This window comes from Neotamlana sedimentorum, from assembly GCF_000943565.1.
Taxonomy (GTDB): Bacteria; Bacteroidota; Bacteroidia; order Flavobacteriales; family Flavobacteriaceae; genus Neotamlana; species Neotamlana sedimentorum.
The window spans coordinates 47,028-65,596 of record NZ_JTDW01000011.1; the positions used below are offsets into that span (position 1 = coordinate 47,028).

Below are 18,569 nucleotides of genomic sequence, written 5' to 3' on the forward strand. Positions count from 1 at the left end.
ACATGAAAAAACATTTTCCCTTTATTATTACCGTTTGTTTTGTTTTTTTATCAAACTACTTATATGCACAAAATAAACTTTATGAAATAGACCAAGATTCATCTTCGGTTTGGAATTTATTTAAATACGACGTTAATACTACGTGGCATGGTGTTAAACATGCGTTTACAAAACCGGTAACTTGGAAAGGTAACGATTTTGCTAAGCTTGGTGCCTTAGTTGCTGGAACCGCTGCTTTATCTTTAGCAGATGAAAGCGTAAATGAATTTGCACAGAGGCAAGTATCAGACTTTCCTAGTGTAGTTCGAGATTTTGGTTGGTATTTTGGTAGCCCACAAAATTACTTTATGGCCAATGCTGGCTTATACGGATTTGGACTATTAACAAAAAACGAAAAAATACGATATACTAGTGTTTTAATTATTTCGTCGTCGGTTACAACTGGTTTTTTACAATCATTGGCAAAAAATGCCTTTGGTAGAGCACGACCAGGTACAGATTTAGGACCATATAACTTCAAGCTATTTTCAAGTGAAGGTGGACAACACTCTTTTCCTTCTGGACATACTGTTTTATCTATCACTATGGCTCATGCTATTGCTAAACAATTTAAAAATCCGTGGGTAAAATCTGGAATATATACCATAGGCGCAATTCCTCCTATTTCTAGATTAATTGATAATGCCCATTGGCTAACAGATATTGCTTTTAGTGCAGTAGTAAGTATTATTGTAGTAGACAGCATTGACGCGTTTTTAAAGCGAAATAATGCCTATAATTTACATCATCAAAAACCAAAAAACATAAGTTGGAATGTTACTTTTAGTGGTAATAAAATTGGCTTAGTAGGAACTTTCTAATAAAAAAAAATGTTAATCCTTATTTTTTGTTATAAAAATCAGGATTTTTTGCTTAAATTTAAAGGAAACCCAATTAAAACTAAACGTCATGTCAAACTACATTAAAGTATTTTCCGGAAATTTTATCGATGTGCAACGCATTTTTAGCGAATTAGAAAAAGAAAACATTTGTGCCGTAATTAAAGATGAATCAGAATCTGGTCGATTAGCCGGTTTTGGTTCCTCAATACTTGGTTTTCAAGAAATTCATGTACACAAAGATGAATTAGATCGTGCAGTTTTAACCGTTGAAAAAATTGCTTCAGAAGAATTTCAAGATTAAATTTTAAACGCTACGCTATACGCTATACATTTTATCGCGTAATTCTTTTATTTTTTTGTCCTGCATATACTCATCAAAAGTAGTGTAACGATCTATAATACCACTTGGTGTTAATTCAATTACACGGTTTGCTACTGTTTGTGCAAACTCATGATCGTGTGTGGTAAATAAAACAGTGCCTTTAAAGTTTTTTAATGAGTTATTAAAGGCGGTTATACTTTCAAGATCAAGGTGGTTAGTTGGTTCATCTAACATCAAAACATTAGCTCTTACCATCATCATTCTACTTAGCATACAACGTACTTTTTCTCCACCGGAAAGTACGTTTGATTTTTTTAGGGCTTCTTCTCCACTAAAAATCATTTTACCTAAAAATCCACGAATATAAACTTCTTCTCGTTCTTCTTCGGTTTTTGCCCATTGGCGTAACCAATCTACTAAACTTAAGTCATTTTCAAAATATTCACTATTATCTAAAGGTAAATACGATTGGGTAGTTGTTACACCCCAAGCAAATTTTCCAGAATCGGCTTTTTCCTTATCATTTATAATTTGATAAAATGCCGTAGTTGCTCTGGAATCTCTAGAAAACACCACTACTTTATCTCCTTTTTGAAGGTTTAAATCTATGTTCTTAAATAGTAATTCACCATCAATTGATGCTTCTAATCCTTCAATATTTAAAATTTGATCTCCTGCTTCCCGCTCACGTTCAAAAATAATAGCTGGGTAACGGCGACTAGTTGGCCTTATATCTTCAATATTAAGCTTATCAATCATCTTTTTTCTACTAGTTGCTTGTTTACTTTTTGCAACGTTAGCAGAGAAACGACGAATAAATTCTTCTAATTCTTTCTTTTTCTCTTCGGCTTTTTTGTTTTGCTGTGCACGTTGGCGAGCTGCTAATTGCGAAGATTCGTACCAAAATGTATAATTACCAGAGTAATGATTGATTTTTCCAAAATCAATATCAGAAATATGTGTACAAACGGCATCTAAAAAGTGACGGTCATGCGACACTACTATAACACATTTGTCGTAGTTTGCTAAAAAATTTTCTAGCCATGAAATAGTTTCATAATCTAAATCGTTGGTAGGCTCATCCATAATTAATACATCTGGACTACCAAATAAGGCTTGAGCTAATAATACTCTTACTTTTTGCTTCCCATCTAAATCGTTCATTAAAGCATAATGAGATTCTTCCTTTATACCTAAATTAGATAACATAGCTGCAGCATCACTATCGGCATTCCAACCATTCATTTCTTCAAATTCTACCTGAAGCTCTCCTATTCTATCGGCATTTTCATCCGAGTAATCGGCATAAAGAGCATCAATTTCAGTTTTAATTTTAAAGAGCGGCTTATTTCCCATTAAAACAGTTTCTAATACAGTATGCTCATCGTATAAGTTATGGTTTTGCTCTAAAACCGACATACGTTTACCAGCCTCTAAATGCACCTGCCCAGAAGTGGCCTCCATTTTTCCTGAAAGAATTTTTAAAAAGGTAGATTTCCCAGAACCATTAGCTCCAATAATACCATAACAATTACCGCTTGTAAAAGTTGTATTTACTTCATCGAAAAGAATGCGCTTACCAAATTGAACTGAAAGATTAGAAACTGATAACATATACTTATTTAATTTTTTGCAAAAGTAGAAAAATGTATTGGTTTGTTGAAACTTAGTTTCATCTAATTTTAGCAGATTCTAACTAAATACCAATATTTTAATTGGCTAATATTTAACAACGCATTAACAAGAGTTTTTAATTACATACTATATTTTTGTTAGCAAATTAATTTTAAAAACAAATTACTCTCGAAGTGGATTTATGAAGTGGTTTCTCTCAATAATAATTTTAACTTTTACTTTTTTAAGCTGTAAGAACATCAATAAAGATGTCAATTACGCTTATATTGGAGGTGAAATTATAAACCCAAATACCAACTTTATAGTTTTAGAAAAAGATGAAAAATTAATTGATACTATTAAACTTGACGGTAGAAACCGTTTTATTTATAAAATAGATAACCTCGATCCTGGTTTTTACTCGTTTACTCATGGTGGCGAGTTTCAAATGATATTATTGGAACCTCAGGATAGTTTGCTTTTAAGACTAAATACTATTGAGTTCGACGAATCGTTAGTTTTCTCTGGCATAGGCAAGAAAAAAAACAACTATTTTATTAACGAGTTTTTAGAGCACGAAAAGCAAGAAAAGTATATCTTTAAAATTTGCCAATTAAAACCAGAAAACTACATTAAACATATCGATTCTATAAAAGCATTAAAAACTAACCATTTAGAGCTTTTTAAGAAAAAACACAAGCCCTCAAAATTATTCTCGAAAATTGCACAGGCTAATATTGATTTTGATTACTATTCGCATAAAGAAATGTACCCGTTTATACATTATGGCCGCGATAAAGTTGCCATACTAAATTCGTTACCTGAGCATTTTTACGACTATAGAAAAAACATAAATTATAACGACGAGTTTTTTAGTAAATACCATAACTACAAAGCATTTTTAAGAAAAAATGTAAGTAATTTGGCTTTACAAGCACATGCAAAACACAGCCAAGACAAACCCTTTAAACATAAAGAACTTTGCTATAATTTAGCACGATTAAACATTATTGATAGTTTAGTAAGCGACCCAACAATAAAAGACGAATTGCTATACCATTTTGCTATTGATTATCTTTCGAAAAATCAAAATATTGAAGATAATGAAGTTTTGCTAAAATCGTATTTAAATAAAAGTAAAGACGATAAAGGTAAAGTTATTATGGAGCGAATTAACGCATCTATTAATCGTTTAAAAACGGGTGAAAAAATACCAGAATTTACGGTAACAGATTACAAGCAACATAATCACGATATTTCATCTATAATTAAAAAAAATACTGTGATATGTTTTTGGTCGCAAGCGTATTATAAACATTTTAACGATAGTTATAAAAGAATAAAAGAGCTTAAATTAAAATATCCTGAAATTAATTTTATTCGAATTAATATTGATGATTATAATTTACAGCGTTCAAAAAATATACTTGAAAACCACAATTACATTTCGAATAACGAATACAAATTACAAAACCCTGGGTCTGCTAAAGAAAGTTTGGCTATTTACCCGGTTACAAAAACCTTTATAGTTGATAAAAACAACACCATTGTAAGCAGCAACTCTAACTTGTTTTCTTTTAGATTCGAAAAAGAGTTATTAGGGTTAATTAACAGGTAAAACCTTATAATTTATAATGCTTAATTAAAAGCTTTTCGTAAGCTTTATCTGGAAGTAAAAATTTAAGTACTATTGAAAATTTCTGCATAAAGGCTCCTACTTTATAATGAATTTTTGGAGATTTATTCTCAATAATTTGTTTAACAGCTTTAGCTACTTCAATAGGATCGTCGCTATTATCTACATCATCATCAATATTTTGTAAAACTGATGGATATAATTTATAAGGCGAAGTTTTTAAAGCTGGTGCATGATAACGCCCTGCAGCTATATTTGTAGCAAAATCTCCAGGAGCCAAATTGGCCATTTTTATATTAAAATCTTTTAGTTCTATTCTAAAAGCTTCAGTAATTAAAGAAAAAGCTCCTTTACTTGCACTATAAACGCCCCTGTAAGGCAATCCCATATAACCAGCAATCGATGTCACATTTATAATTAAACCCGAATTCTGCTCTCGCATTTGTGGTAAAACCGCTTTAATAACGTTTATTGGTCCAAAAAAGTTAGTATCAAAATTATTTCGTATTTCAGCTTCAGGTACTTCTTCTATGGGTCCCGTAATACCAACACCCGCATTGTTGATTAGAACATCAATTTTATTTTCTTTCTCAATTACTTGGGCTATACAACTGTTAATAGTACTCAAACTTTTAACGTCTAGCTGCAAAATAGGAAACTTACTTTTTTTGTATTTTTCTGGGCTTCTACTGGTTCCGTAAACCACGTAATTATTTTCTAATAAAAACTCGCCAATGGCTTTTCCAATTCCAGAAGAACCACCTGTAATTAAAACAACTTTAGACATTTAATAAAAATTTATAGCTTAAAGATAAGAAAGAAATACTTACAATTGGGCATAAAAAAAGGCAAGCTACCTACATCACACCGCTACGACCATTTACCTTTGCTTCGTTCCCGACCTGGAGGATTCAACAGGAGCTGGTTGTGTAGGACTTGCCGGCTGCAAATATACAATGTTTTAAAATTATCACAATGATTTTTTTAACCGATTTTAAATAAATATCTTGCTTTAAATTTAAAGAGAAACATGATGCGCTTCAATCACCTAACAATCATTATTTTATGCCTTATTTTATCGTCTTGCGGATCGAATTCTGGCAATAAAAAAAGGTACTTTTCTATTGAAACCAATGCTAAAAAAGGCAATATTTCGAATAATGAAACGCTAAAATTATCACTAGAAAACAAAAAAAACATCAATATTGATTCGGTAAGCTATACTTTAAATGGCACAAAAATTACTGCGAGTACCCTTTTAAAAGATTTTAAATTAGGAAAACAAACTATTGAGGGTACCGTTTATTTTGATGGTGAAAAACAAAGCATAACCTCGCCCCTAACTATTTTAAATAGTGAATTACCAAAAGTTTACAAGTACAAAATAGTTAACGAGTATCCGCATGATATTACCTCATACACTCAAGGTTTAGAGTTTTTTAATGATACACTTTATGAAAGTACAGGGCAATACAAAGAATCGAAGCTACGTAAAGTTGACTATAAAACTGGTGAAGTTATAAAGAATATAAACTTAGCTAACGAATACTTTGGTGAAGGCTTAACCATATTAAACAATAAAGTGTACCAACTTACGTGGCAAAAAGGCACTGGTTTTGTTTATAATGTTGATACTTTTGAAAAACTAAGCAGCTTTAAATACGGAAATAGTAAAGAAGGTTGGGGTTTATGCAACAACGATACTACTTTATATAAAAGTGATGGAAGCGAAAAAATTTGGTTACTAAACCCAGAAACCCTTGAGGAAGAAAGTTTTATACAAGTATACACCAACAAAGGTAAAATTGTTGGAATTAATGAAATGGAATGGATAAACGGTAAAATTTATGCCAATCGTTACCAAAAAGATGGTGTTGCCATTATTAATCCTGTAAACGGTGCTATTGAAGCTGTTATTGACTTTTCTCCGTTAAAAAAACTAGTAACCCAACACGATGGTTTAGATGTTTTAAACGGTATTGCCTATAACCCTAAAACCAATACTATTTTTGTAACAGGAAAACGTTGGGATAAATTATTTGAAGTTGAAATTATAGAATAGTTAAAACCGAATAACTTAACTCATGCTTCAAACCAGACATTGCAATTTATGCGAGCATAGTAAAAGGAGTTTGAAACATGGAATTACTTGTGGATTAACTAATAAAAAGCCGGATTTTATAGAATTTTGTCCGAATATAAAATTTACTGAAGCTTTTAATAATTCCTATAAATCCTTAAATAGTGACATAAAAATAGCTCGAAAAGGTAAAATAGTAGCCTACATAAAATTTGCACTATTAATTATTATCGGTCTATTTGTAATTTTAAAAAGTTACTATTTATTAATTGAAGCAAACACCCGAGATTATTCCAGATCTGGTTATCATTATTTTAAGTTAGCTATTTTAGTTTTACTTTTCGGTTCTGCATTTGTAAAACTAGGATTTATAAGTCTTTCGAATTATACAAAACCACTTAAATCACTTGAATCTGAAAAGAAAGAAATAGATTTAATTCTTAGAAAATACAATAAATATAAAAGCACTAAACTTTAAACCAATTTTCGGTAATTTTTTGTTCAGTATTTAAATTACTGTTGTGTATATACTCGTTTTTAGTAGCGTTATAAGTATAATCTTCACCCCAAATTTTATAATTTTCGGCAACTTGTTTAATAGCATCGCAAATAAACTCTATTTCGGCATTCGTCATGGTTGGGTGTACAGACATTCTAATCCAACCTGGACGTTCAATTAAACAACCTTCTAATATTTTTTGTTCTATAGCTTTTGATGTGTTTTGGTCTACATGCAACAAATAATGTCCGTAAGTTCCAGCACAAGAACAACCACCACGCGTTTGCACTCCAAAACGATCGTTTAAAAGCTTCACTATTAAATTAAAATGTACATCTTCTAAATAAAACGAAAATACTCCGAGTCTTTCTTTATTGTTAGGAGCAAGAATATTTAGGTTATTAATTTTAGACAATTTCTGAAAAACCAAATCGTTAATTTCGTGCTCTCTGGCTAAAATATTTTCTACACCCATCGCCTCTTTTAATTGAATAGAAAGTGCAATTTTTATAGCTTGTAAAAATCCTGGTGTACCGCCATCTTCTCGCGTTTCAATATCATCAATATAATCATGATCGCCCCAAGGGTTGGTGTAATTTACAGTGCCTCCTCCCGGATTATCGGGCACAAGATTTTTATATAATTTTTTATTGAATATTAATACGCCTGAAGTACCTGGTCCGCCTAAAAATTTATGTGGAGAAAACGTAACAGCGTCTATATATTCCTCTTCATTTTCTGGATGCATATTGATGTTAACATAAGGTGCAGAACATGCAAAATCCACAAAACACAACCCGTTATTTTGATGCATTATTTTCGCGACTTCATGATAATTAGTTTGAATACCAGTAACATTAGAACAAGCCGTTATAGCAGCTATTTTAATTGGTGTATTTTGATGCTCAACTAATAATCGTTCAAGATTATCTATGCAAGGTAAACCTTCGTCGTTACAAGGTATTACTTTAACTCTAGCAATGGTTTCTAGCCAACTTGTTTGGTTGGAATGATGCTCCATATGCGACACAAAAATAATAGGGCGTTTTTCTTCTGGGACTTCGGTATTATCTTTTAAATTTTCATTTAATTTTATCCCTAATATACGTTGAAACTTGTTGATTGCTCCCGTCATTCCAGTACCAACAGTTATTAAAACATCGTCTTTAGATGCATTAACGTGTTTCTTAATTATGTTTCTAGCGTCATGATAAGCCAAAGTCATGGTAGAACCCGTTATTGAAGTTTCGGTGTGCGTATTTGCAACAAACGGCCCTATATCGTTTACCAATTTATCTTCTATTGGGCGATACAGTCTTCCGCTTGCGGTCCAATCAGCATAAATTATTTTTTTTCTTCCGTAAGGCGAATCAAAAAAAGAATCTACACCAATAACATGTTCTCTAAATTTCGAGAAATATTGTTCTAAACTCAATGTTTCGGCTTTTTTATTTTTTTTTAAAAACATAATAGATTAATCATTAAAAAAATCATTTAAATAAAGTTAGATATTATTTATCTGATTTCGAACTAAATACATTTAGCCCCGTTTCCAACCAATTTTTATAAGCTTCAACATCTGGTGTATAGCCTACCGGATCGACTAAATTTTCCTCGTCATGATCCATAAGCACATAGAACGGTTGTGAGTTTGCCTTATACTTTATAGTTTGTAATTCACTCCATTTTTGCCCTATATACTTCAATTGTTTTCCAGGACGTAATTTAGATTCGGTAACCTCATTGGCCTCCAACGGACGTTTATCATCTACATACAACGAAATTAAAACTACATCGTTTTTAAGTATGTTTAAAACCTCTGGTTTAGGCCATACATTTTGTTCCATTTTTCTGCAATTTACACAAGCCCAACCTGTAAAATCTATCATAACAGGTTTACCTACTTCTTTTGCATAAGCCAATCCTTTATCGTAATCATTAAAGGCCAAAATATCGTGCGGTGCTAATAAATGAGCACCATCTGGTAACTCACTATGAGCTGCGACCATAGCGCCTCCGCCTACTTTTGTGTAACCAACACCATAAGGCGATTCGCTATACTCTAACGGTGGCGGAAACGCACTAATTAAATTTAAAGGTGCGCCCCATAAACCAGGAATCATATAAATGGTAAATGATAGAACTATTAAACCGAGTCCTAATCTGCCAACAGAAATATGGGTTAATGGTGAATCGTGAGGTAATTGAATTTTACCAAAAAGATAAAAAGCTAATGCGCCAAAAATAGCAATCCAAATAGCTAAAAACACCTCACGTTCTAATAAATGAGCTTGCAAAACTAAATCGGCTTGCGATAAAAATTTAAAGGCTAAGGCTAACTCTAAAAATCCTAAAACAACTTTAACAGTATTTAACCAGCCACCAGACTTTGGTAATGAGTTTAACCAACCTGGGAAAGCAGCAAATAATGCAAATGGTAACGCTATTGCTAATGAGAAACCTAGCATACCAATAATTGGCGCTAAACCTCCTTTTGATGCTGCTTCAACCAACAATGTACCAACTATTGGTCCTGTACATGAAAACGATACAATAGCCAAAGCTAAGGCCATAAAAAAGATGCCTACTAAACCGCCTCTATCTGCTTGCGAATCGACTTTATTTGCCCATGAATTAGGTAACATAATTTCGAATGCTCCTAAAAATGAAACTGCAAATATTACAAGTAGTAAAAAGAAAATAATATTAAACCAAACATTTGTTGCTAAGGCGTTTAATGCGTCGGCTCCAAAAATTCCAGTTACGGCAGTACCTAATAACACATAGATTACAATGATGCAAATACCATAAATAATTGCATTTTTAATACCAACGGCTTTGTTTTTACTTTGTTTTGTAAAGAAACTCACCGTCATAGGAATCATTGGAAAAACACATGGTGTAAGCAAAGCTGCAAAACCTGATAAAAAAGCCACAAAGAAAATGGTCCAGAGTCCTTTTTTAGGTTCAGCATTATTATTTGTTACTGATGAAGCTACTGACGTCGCAATAGATGTGGCTGCTGTTTTAGCTCCTGAAATTGACGCTGAATCGCTTGCCGCCGAAGCATTATTTAAATTAAAAACCAAATCAACTTCGGTCGGTGGTAAACAACGGGTGTCATCGCAGACCATAAATTCAACAAAACCTTCAATAGTTTCTACTGTCTCTTTTACCTCTATTTTTTGTTTGAAGGTTGCTGTGTTTTCGAAAAACTTAATTTTCATTTCAAAAACAGGATCATCAACCGTATGCCCTTCTTCTTCTGAAGTATTCCCAATAATTTGAATAGCTCCTGCGCCGTCATCATAAATAAACGATGTTGGAATTGGCCCGTTTTCTGGAACATTTTGTGAGTATAAATGCCAACCACTTTCTATGGTAGCTTTCGACACTAAAACATATTCTTGATCTGATATTTTTTCAACAGAAGTTGACCATTTAACAGGCTCTAAAACTTGTGCAAATAAAGTTGATGAAAAAATGAGCACTGTAACGGCAAGTAAAATTCTCTTCATTATTAAAGGAAACTATTTGATATTAAAAATTAAATCTACTTCTGTTGGAGGTAAGCATCGACGGTCGTCGCAAACCATAAATTCTACAGTCGCATTTATTTTAAATGGTGCTTTCGATTTTAGTTTAACGCGTTGTTTAAAGTCTGCTTGTGTCTCGAAAAATTTTATTTCCATATCGAAAATTTTATCGTGAACGGTATGGCCTTTTTCTTCTGAAGTATTTCCTTTTTTTAAATAATCTTTTGAACTATTAAATGTAAAAGTTGTAGCTATTGGACCTCCTTCTGGCACATTTTGAGAATATAAATGCCAATTTTGATCAATAGTTGCTGTTGCTATTAATTCGTACTCAGAATCTGATATTTTTTTAACACTTGTAGACCATTTTACGGGTTCTAATATTTGTGCATTTCCTATTGAGCAAAATGCAATACTTAAAATTAGTATTACGTTTTTAATTGAAATATGTTTCATAATATATGCTTTAACCTATTATAATTCTTTTTACAAGTGGCAACAAACTTATACATTTCACCACTTTTTTAATGTCTATTTTTAGGAAATTTAACTTATTGCTCTGGTTTAAAAACAATTTCGTACCATTGACCGTCTTCTAATATTATTTTTGCAATTTTTTGAATATGCTTTTTATTGATTCCATTAACTATATTTTCAAAGTTTTTAGGATTATTAATATTGCTACCGTGTCTAAAATAATTAAATAAAACACTCATATCGTATGCATTTCTATCTTTAGCTTGCTCGCGCTCTTTTATAAAGTTCGTTTTGGTTTTATTTAAATCTTCATCTTTAATAATTCCATTCGCAATATTTTCAAGCTCACCCTTTGCTATGTTTACTAAGTTATCGGCCATTTCTGGATTACAATCGAATGCAAAAGACACATGAGCTCGAGATTTTGGTTCTCTTGAAAAATTAGCACTCACTCTTGGGCTATAAGCACCTCCTTCGGCCTCACGAATACTTTCTGTAATTCGTAATTGCAAAATATCACCTAAAACACTAGTGTAAATTTGGTTGCTTTTTGAATAAGGCATTTCTTTTTTATAGACAATATTTACGGACGCCTTTGGGTCTTCCATTTTTAAATAAATATCTTCATCTATTTTATTTGACAACCATTCTGAGTCGTTATCCTTGTAAGTTTCTTTAATGTTTTTGGTAGGAAGACTTGCTAAATATTGTGCTAACAATGGTTTTAATTGCGTTTCTTTAACATCGCCTACAATAAAAAATTCAAAATCTGAAGCATCGGCAAAACGTGAATTATAAATTTCTTTTATTTTTTCGAAGCTAATATCGTTTGCATAAGCTTGGTTAAAAATGCGCTCTTTCGGATTGGTTTTTCCGTAAAGTGCCACCGTTAAACTATCTCGCATTTTTTCACCAATATCTTTACTTCTTTTTACTAAATAATTATCGATATTACTTTGTAAAACTTTAAAAGCTTCTTCATCAAATCTAGGTTTCACAAAATAAACATGAGCCAATTGAAGCATCGTTTCTACATCTTTAGTGTTTGAGCTGCCCGATACGTTTTCACTAATATCATTTAAACGTACACGCACACTTGCTGTTTTACCCGCCAACACCTTTTGTAAGTCTGTTGCATTAAAATCGCCCAGCCCCGACATACTAATTAAATCACCTAACACATTAGCCGATGGCAAATCGTCGTTATTTAATAATGATTTCCCGCCGTAACTATAAGCGTTTAATGCCACTTTATCTTTCTGTTTATCAACAAACTTATAATGTACTTTAATACCATTACTTAATACAAAAGAAGTAGCGCCTATTTCTTTGTTTTCAACAGTTTTTGTTATCGTTCCAGAAATGATATTTAAATCGGAAACTAAGGTTTTTCCATCTAACGCTTCACTATATGGTTGCAATGCATTATTATTTTCTACTTGATTAATAATTTCTGCAACTTGAGCCTCGGTTAAATTGTTATGAGATTCTACTCCGGTAATATTTACAAATCTATTTTTCTTAGCGTACAATCGTTTTATAGTATTATGAACATCGGTTGGAGTAACTGAAGCTAATATTTCCTGCGTTATTTCATACTCTTTTTCAACATCACTAATTGTTGAATTATTTAAAAAGTTATTTTGAATATCGCGCTCTATTTGCCTATGACTTCTATCGTTCAATTTAGCTATTTGATTTTGATAAACGGTATTTATTTTAACAATAGATCTGTCGATTTCCGATTGTAAATAACCGAATTTTACAGCACGCACAACTTCGGTAAGCACTTCTTGAAAAGCCTTTTGTTGCTCGTTTGGTTTAGGATAAACAGTAACGCTAAATGAGTTACTCGTGCGCGACATTTGCCCATACCCTAATCTACCTGCCAAAAAATTAGCTTCTGGCTTTTGCGATTTCTCGGATACGCGCTCGGATAATAAACTAACCGCCATAGATTCTAATAAACTGCGTTTTAAATGCGCTATAGTTTGGCTTTCACTTGATTTTTTATGACGAATACCGAAACTAATTTTTGCTGTTGAAACTTCTGGATCTGTACCCAAACTGTACAACATATTATCATGTTCTGGAATATCAACTACGTAACGCTCTATTGGGTTTTCTACAGCTGGTATATTAGAAAACTTTTCTATTATTTTTTGCTCAACGTCATTTACATCTACATCTCCAATTATAGCAATAGCCTGTAAATCGGTTCTGTACCAGTCGTGATAAAAATCTCTTAAGGCCTTATAATCAAACCCTTCAACAATACTCATTAAACCAATAGGCATTCTATCGGCATATTTAGAGTGGTTAAAAGTAATTGGCAAACTCGTATTAAACAAACGCATTTGCCCGTTTTGGCGTGTACGCCATTCTTCTTTTATTACGCCGCGTTCGGCATCAATTTCTTCTTCGGTTAACAATAAGTAGTTAGACCAATCGTGTAAAATTGTTAAACAAGTATCTACTAAACCATCTTTAGTTGGAATGTTGTTTAGGTTGTAAACAGTTTCATCGAAACTTGTATATGCGTTAATATCTTTACCAAAAACTGCACCATGCTTCTGCAATGTATTTAAAACACCTTTACCTGGAAAACTCTCGGTACCGTTAAACGCCATATGCTCTAAAAAATGCGCTAACCCTTGTTGGTTGTCGTTTTCTAATATTGAGCCTACATTTTGAATAATATAATAACTCGCGGCATCTTTAACTACATCGGTAGTTTTTATGTAATAGGTTAAACCGTTTGGTAATACGCCTTTTTTTACTGAAGCATCAATTGGCAACGGATCGTTTAAATTAATGTTCTGTGAAGTAACCGTAAAAGTTAGTAAAAAGCTTAGAGCAATAGTTAAGAGTTTCATGAAAATTTTATGTTTTATATTTTTGTTATTCTTTATAGCTTAAAAGAGCTGTAAAAACACAGCTCTTTTTTAAGCTTTTAATTAGAGCGACTAATTCTAATTCTGTGTAATTCTATTTTGTGTTCTATTTTATAAGACGCTTAAATTAACATATTCCACTATTAATGAAATGTTAAAATTAAAACTAATCTAAAACTCGCTAATTTATATGCTAATTCTAGTCAATTAAATGAGGGCTTTTGTTTAACCCTTTGGTATTATAATTAATGACCAAACAATTCTATTAGTTTAGCGTCTAATTCGTTTTTGGTTGGGTTTCGTAGGATAATCTTATCTTGACTATCCATTAAAAAAGTTGTTGGTAAAAATGTAACGCCATAATTTTTAGAAACGTCTCCTTTTTTCACAGCTAAATCTCCATTAATTATACCATTTTTATCTAGCACATGTATCCATGGTGTTTTATCTTCATTAATTGCTTTCAGCCATTTATCTTCAGCATCAGCAGTACCAATGCCTATAATCTCAAAACCATCATTGTTATATTTATTTCGTAACTCTATTAAATGAGGAAAAGCTTTTCTACAAGGAATACACCAACTCGCCCAAAAATCTACTAATTTATATTTAGCTTTAACTTTAGAAAGACTAACTGGCTCGCCATTAATATTATTTAAAGTAAAGTCTGGAGCAATGCTTCCAACCCCTAGTTTTTCAAAATAATCTTTATAAACTTTAGTTATATACGATGTAAAAAAAACTGTTTTACGGGCATCGCCTTTAAAGAGGTTATAGAATTCTTTTAATTCTTTTTCCGACATTCTAACTTCACTATAAAAATACCCTAAAATATATACAGCAGATGGATCGCTTGGATTATTTCGCACAAAATCATATTTTTTATTTTTATAACTTTCAGACCTTTCTTTAGACAAAGGACTAAGTTCTACTTTTAATTTTTGTGCTTTTGCTAAGTAGGACGTATCTTTTTTTGCTTTTGCCAATAGAGCTTTTAAACTGTCTAATTGTTTATACTTAGGACTATTAAACACGGCCATACATTCTGCGTCCCCTTTTTGATATAAATCGTGACTTTTTGAACCTGTAACTATAAATTTAAAATATGGACTTCGTTCTTGTTTCTGGGTAAGATCTATATCTATTTTTATATTACTATTTTCGATTATGAAATTAGTTCTAAATTTAGATTCTACAACTAAATTAACCATATCTGGATGGTTAACTTTTCCGTTAAATTCGAATTTACCATTTACAATTTTAGTACTATCTAAAACTACTATTTTCGATTTGTCTTTAAATCCAGCCTTTGTTAGTTTAATATAAACATTGCTAAGCCCCTTTATATTTCCTGAAATAGTATAACCATCTGCGTTAATTATTGTATTGGGTTGTTTTTTACAAGAACAAACAGTTACCATTAACACTATTATAAAGAATAATTTATTCATTAGTTTTAATATTTATTTATTGATGTTGTGCGACGGCACATAAGTTATTGTGTTAGAAACACCATACAGCAAAATTTCTGGTTATCATTTTACTTTAATTAAACGCCTAATTCCTCGAACAAGCTTATCAATTTATCATCAGACGGTCTTGGCGCTTTGGCTTCTACTATATTTCCTTCTGGATCTAATAAAATAAATTGTGGAATACCTGTTATTTTAAAGTCTTTAATAAACGATGTATTAAAACCATTATCTGTAATTAACTGTATACCGGATAGATTTTCGTCGCTTACCATTTTTACCCATTTTTCTTTATCTTTTTGCTTATCTGCAGATATACTTACAAAATGAATATTTCTGTCCTTATATTTTTCTTCTATTTTTTTTAAAAACGGAATTTCGTATTTACAAGGTGCACACCAAGTTGCCCATACATCGATATAAACATATTTACCTTTTAAATCTGCCAACGATGTTTTGCCGCCTTTATGGTTTTGATAATCTACAAATACAGGTGAAGGATTCCCAGGGTTCAACGATTGAAGTTCATCAAAAAGAAGATTTATTTTTTCTTTGTGCAATTTATTAGTAGACAACTTCATGTACATATCTACCAACTGATTTTTTTCCTTAACACGAGGCAAATAAGTCTTTAAACCATTATACATTACTTGGTTAGAAATATTTTCTTCTAATTTCGAAGCTACAAGTAAATGAGCTTCAGGATAAGTTATTGAATCTTTTTTTACCTTTTTTTCTGCTTCTTCTTGAATTAAATAACTCACCAAACTACTATAATCTGAAGAATAGAAAAAATCATCAACATTATTTAAAGGCAATTCAAAAACTTCTTTATTAAAGCTTTCGGTTGATTTAAATTCATCATTTTTTGTATAATAGGCACGGTAGTTATCGTAGAAACTTTTTCTGTTTATTCTTAGATAATTTAGTGCTCGTTTTTCTTTTTCTCGAAGTGCTTCAGATATACCTTCAACAGCCTCAAGTTTTGCTTCTGCATTTAATTGAAGCTCGTTCACTAGGTTTACGAAATCATTTTCATTTAAAGAATAATGTGCTTCGTGCTCAACTTTAAAAGCATATATATCTAAAAATTTATTGGCATAATAGTTATTTATACTGGCATTATCGCCTGCAAAAAATGGAGCTTTACCATGTTGTTGAATGTCTGAAACAAAAGAAATGACATGTCCTGGCTTTAAGTAAACTGGCGAATATCCTTTATCGAAACGAATATAATATAAACCTTCTTTTACAGCTAGAGTATCTGTAAACGGAACGGAATCTTTAAAATTTATTGTTTTAGAAAAACCGCTACTCGAACTAATTTTTAATGAACCGTTACTTTTATTACTTATTATGCCCTTTAAAATTACATTATTTGTTTGAGGAACTTTTTTATTACATGATACTGACAATACCACTACGAATATAAGAAGTAGTACTAATTTTATTTTTTTCATTTTTAAGCTAAAATTTATTTGAAAATTAAGTTGGCGCAAAAAGACATATTTAGCCACACACCTCACCTATTCAAAACAATTAAAACAAGTGTATATGTGTAACTTTTTAAGCCATAAGAATATTAGAAAGACTTAAAAAAAGAATTTTAAGTCTTTCTAATAATGTAAACTAATATTGATTTTGCTCTAAAGCACCTTTAGAAATTAATATTTCTTCATTAGGAATTGGGTAAGCAAATTTTCGAGAATTAATATCTAAAGTAGTGGTAACAGGTTCTTCATCGCTTAAAATAATATTTGCATTAAAAGGATAAAATGTTCTAGACATTATTACATCGTCTGTAGCATCTGAATTATTATTGTAACGTCTAATATCATACCATCTATGAACGAAAGGCAATTCTCTTCGGCGTTCTTCCAATATTTGTATTAACGCTTCTTGTTGACTCGATGCACTTAAATTAATTTCGGTTACATCTGCTGTTGCATTCATTCTTGCTGCTCTTAAAATATTAGCTGTTTCTAAACCTTCTGCCCAAACACCTTGTCTTATTTGGCATTCTGCTTTTATAAGTAACATTTCTGAAACCGATGGACCACTAGGAAGGTCGCTTCTAAAAAAGAACACATAACCCGGATAACTATACGGTGGGTTTGTTGCTCCACGATCGTAGGAGTAGTCTTCTACCACATGATACTTATATCTTAAATCATTAGTTTGATCGTAAAGGTCAAGTAATTCTTGTGATGGCCAATAAGCCCAATTACCATTATACATCATTCTATAATAATACATTTCTCCAAACTCAAGTCTATCGTCATGTGCACTCTGCAATTCGCGCGTATACGGATAAAGTATTTCTACCTGAGTAGCATCTGGGTTAAAAATGGTTACGTTGTAAGTGATATCTGAATATCGCATATCTGTATTATAATTTCTTAAGAAACTATATTCATCGAGTGATTTTTGCGCGTAAGATTGAGCCGTTTCGTAATCGTTTAAAGACAAATAATATCGGGCAGCAAAACCGTTAACCGCTGCAGTATTAGCTCTCCAAGAATATTTCAAGTCGTTAACGTCACCAAATTCGCTAGTTATTTCTAAGGCTTTTTGAAGATCGGACTCTATTAATTTATAAGTATCCTCGAGATTAGCTCTTTGAATGCTTTCATCGAAACTTGTTGTTTCTTTAACAGGTAAACCTAATTCTTGACTATTTGCTTCTGTATTTGGTAAACAAAAAACATTGGCTAAAACAAAATAACTATATGCTCTAATAAAGTGACATTCGGCTATAATATTTGCCTTATCCTCTTCCGATCCTTCAACGTCTTCAATACCAGCAAGAACCAAATTAGCCATGAAAATTTTTCGCCATTCACCAGACCAACCAGAGTTTATGGCATCGGCAGCAAGTTCACTATCCCAAGTTGCATAAATTGGATGGTATGTATTGTATAAACCGCCATTATCATGCAGCTCTGTCATTAATCCAAAATCATCGGTACCAAAAATTGCGGGATAAACACCTTCTCTATAAAACTGTGTGTAATTATTTAAGATTGCTTCATAATCTTCCAGAGAATCTGGGCTAATAGCCGATGTTTTAGATGGACTTTCTTCTAAAAACTCATCGCAACTATTAAATAAAGTTCCTATCGCAATCACTAATATATATATAAATGCTTTTTTCATTT

General features: G+C 31.8%; 14 protein-coding genes and 1 other RNA gene. 5 read left to right on the top strand and 10 right to left on the bottom strand.

The window, feature by feature from the left end; all coding sequences use genetic code 11:
• Window positions 1-2 precede the first annotated feature (2 nt).
• On the top strand, window positions 3-860 hold the full coding sequence (locus PW52_RS13260; protein ID WP_044633451.1) for a phosphatase PAP2 family protein: 858 nt from the start codon (window positions 3-5) through the stop codon (window positions 858-860).
• Between the two features lie 88 nt (window positions 861-948).
• A complete protein-coding gene (locus PW52_RS13265) occupies window positions 949-1,182 on the top strand; it encodes a putative signal transducing protein (protein ID WP_044633452.1) in 234 nt (77 codons plus the stop codon).
• 15 nt (window positions 1,183-1,197) lie between these two features.
• Here PW52_RS13265 and PW52_RS13270 read toward each other — a convergent pair whose 3' ends face one another.
• Complete coding sequence (locus tag PW52_RS13270) at window positions 1,198-2,817, bottom strand: ABC-F family ATP-binding cassette domain-containing protein (RefSeq protein ID WP_044633453.1); 1,620 nt, start codon at window positions 2,815-2,817, stop codon at window positions 1,198-1,200.
• A 202-nt stretch (window positions 2,818-3,019) separates the two neighbouring features.
• Between PW52_RS13270 and PW52_RS13275 the strand changes: the two genes are divergently transcribed.
• A complete protein-coding gene (locus PW52_RS13275) occupies window positions 3,020-4,435 on the top strand; it encodes a TlpA family protein disulfide reductase (protein ID WP_044633454.1) in 1,416 nt (471 codons plus the stop codon).
• A gap of 4 nt (window positions 4,436-4,439) precedes the next feature.
• Here the strand turns inward: PW52_RS13275 and PW52_RS13280 are convergent, their stop codons facing one another.
• Entirely contained in the window at window positions 4,440-5,240 is an 801-nt protein-coding gene (locus PW52_RS13280; protein WP_044633455.1) for an SDR family oxidoreductase, read from the bottom strand.
• A gap of 56 nt (window positions 5,241-5,296) precedes the next feature.
• An RNA gene (gene ffs, locus PW52_RS17405) (signal recognition particle sRNA small type) lies at window positions 5,297-5,395 on the bottom strand.
• An 88-nt stretch (window positions 5,396-5,483) separates the two neighbouring features.
• On the opposite strand from ffs, the gene PW52_RS13285 reads away from it, so the two are divergent.
• Together PW52_RS13285 and PW52_RS13290 are read left to right on the top strand one after the other, a co-directional pair.
• Window positions 5,484-6,515 (top strand): glutaminyl-peptide cyclotransferase, encoded by a 1,032-nt coding sequence (locus PW52_RS13285; RefSeq protein WP_044633456.1) that lies wholly within the window; start codon window positions 5,484-5,486, stop codon window positions 6,513-6,515.
• A gap of 22 nt (window positions 6,516-6,537) precedes the next feature.
• On the top strand, window positions 6,538-7,011 hold the full coding sequence (locus PW52_RS13290) for a hypothetical protein (RefSeq protein WP_165586778.1): 474 nt from the start codon (window positions 6,538-6,540) through the stop codon (window positions 7,009-7,011).
• On the opposite strand, the gene PW52_RS13295 is transcribed toward PW52_RS13290, so the two are convergent.
• From PW52_RS13295 to PW52_RS13325, 7 genes are all read right to left on the bottom strand, one after another.
• Window positions 7,001-8,500: an aminotransferase class V-fold PLP-dependent enzyme gene (locus PW52_RS13295; RefSeq protein WP_044633458.1), complete on the bottom strand. Its 1,500-nt coding sequence runs from the start codon at window positions 8,498-8,500 to the stop codon at window positions 7,001-7,003. The genes PW52_RS13290 and PW52_RS13295 overlap by 11 nt on opposite strands.
• 43 nt (window positions 8,501-8,543) lie before the next feature.
• The gene (locus tag PW52_RS13300; protein WP_044633459.1) at window positions 8,544-10,550 is read right to left on the bottom strand and encodes a protein-disulfide reductase DsbD family protein; all 2,007 of its coding nucleotides are present in this window, start codon (window positions 10,548-10,550) and stop codon (window positions 8,544-8,546) included.
• 12 nt (window positions 10,551-10,562) lie between these two features.
• On the bottom strand, window positions 10,563-11,024 hold the full coding sequence (locus tag PW52_RS13305) for a protein-disulfide reductase DsbD domain-containing protein (RefSeq protein WP_044633460.1): 462 nt from the start codon (window positions 11,022-11,024) through the stop codon (window positions 10,563-10,565).
• Window positions 11,025-11,119: 95 nt separating this feature from the next.
• The gene (locus PW52_RS13310) at window positions 11,120-13,921 is read right to left on the bottom strand and encodes a M16 family metallopeptidase (protein ID WP_044633461.1); all 2,802 of its coding nucleotides are present in this window, start codon (window positions 13,919-13,921) and stop codon (window positions 11,120-11,122) included.
• A 263-nt stretch (window positions 13,922-14,184) separates the two neighbouring features.
• Window positions 14,185-15,390, bottom strand: coding sequence for a TlpA disulfide reductase family protein (locus PW52_RS13315; RefSeq protein WP_082050917.1), 1,206 nt, complete (start codon window positions 15,388-15,390; stop codon window positions 14,185-14,187).
• 98 nt (window positions 15,391-15,488) lie between these two features.
• A complete protein-coding gene (locus tag PW52_RS17725) occupies window positions 15,489-16,871 on the bottom strand; it encodes a TlpA family protein disulfide reductase (RefSeq protein ID WP_052823507.1) in 1,383 nt (460 codons plus the stop codon).
• 169 nt (window positions 16,872-17,040) lie between these two features.
• Window positions 17,041-18,567 (bottom strand): RagB/SusD family nutrient uptake outer membrane protein, encoded by a 1,527-nt coding sequence (locus PW52_RS13325; RefSeq protein ID WP_044633463.1) that lies wholly within the window; start codon window positions 18,565-18,567, stop codon window positions 17,041-17,043.
• Window positions 18,568-18,569: the final 2 nt, after the last annotated feature.

What these genes read in the sequence shown, in the direction of transcription:
- PW52_RS13275 (WP_044633454.1), top strand. Translation starts at nt 3,020, where the DNA reads ATGAAGTGGTTTCTCTCAATAATAATTTTAACTTTTACTTTTTTAAGC.
- PW52_RS13290 (WP_165586778.1), top strand. Translation starts at nt 6,538, where the DNA reads ATGCTTCAAACCAGACATTGCAATTTATGCGAGCATAGTAAAAGGAGT.
- PW52_RS13300 (WP_044633459.1), bottom strand. Translation starts at nt 10,550, where the DNA reads ATGAAGAGAATTTTACTTGCCGTTACAGTGCTCATTTTTTCATCAACT.
- PW52_RS13265 (WP_044633452.1), top strand. Translation starts at nt 949, where the DNA reads ATGTCAAACTACATTAAAGTATTTTCCGGAAATTTTATCGATGTGCAA.
- PW52_RS13280 (WP_044633455.1), bottom strand. Translation starts at nt 5,240, where the DNA reads ATGTCTAAAGTTGTTTTAATTACAGGTGGTTCTTCTGGAATTGGAAAA.
- PW52_RS13310 (WP_044633461.1), bottom strand. Translation starts at nt 13,921, where the DNA reads ATGAAACTCTTAACTATTGCTCTAAGCTTTTTACTAACTTTTACGGTT.
- PW52_RS13305 (WP_044633460.1), bottom strand. Translation starts at nt 11,024, where the DNA reads ATGAAACATATTTCAATTAAAAACGTAATACTAATTTTAAGTATTGCA.
- PW52_RS13315 (WP_082050917.1), bottom strand. Translation starts at nt 15,390, where the DNA reads ATGAATAAATTATTCTTTATAATAGTGTTAATGGTAACTGTTTGTTCT.
- PW52_RS13325 (WP_044633463.1), bottom strand. Translation starts at nt 18,567, where the DNA reads ATGAAAAAAGCATTTATATATATATTAGTGATTGCGATAGGAACTTTA.
- PW52_RS13295 (WP_044633458.1), bottom strand. Translation starts at nt 8,500, where the DNA reads ATGTTTTTAAAAAAAAATAAAAAAGCCGAAACATTGAGTTTAGAACAA.
- PW52_RS13260 (WP_044633451.1), top strand. Translation starts at nt 3, where the DNA reads ATGAAAAAACATTTTCCCTTTATTATTACCGTTTGTTTTGTTTTTTTA.
- PW52_RS13270 (WP_044633453.1), bottom strand. Translation starts at nt 2,817, where the DNA reads ATGTTATCAGTTTCTAATCTTTCAGTTCAATTTGGTAAGCGCATTCTT.
- PW52_RS13285 (WP_044633456.1), top strand. Translation starts at nt 5,484, where the DNA reads ATGATGCGCTTCAATCACCTAACAATCATTATTTTATGCCTTATTTTA.
- PW52_RS17725 (WP_052823507.1), bottom strand. Translation starts at nt 16,871, where the DNA reads ATGAAAAAAATAAAATTAGTACTACTTCTTATATTCGTAGTGGTATTG.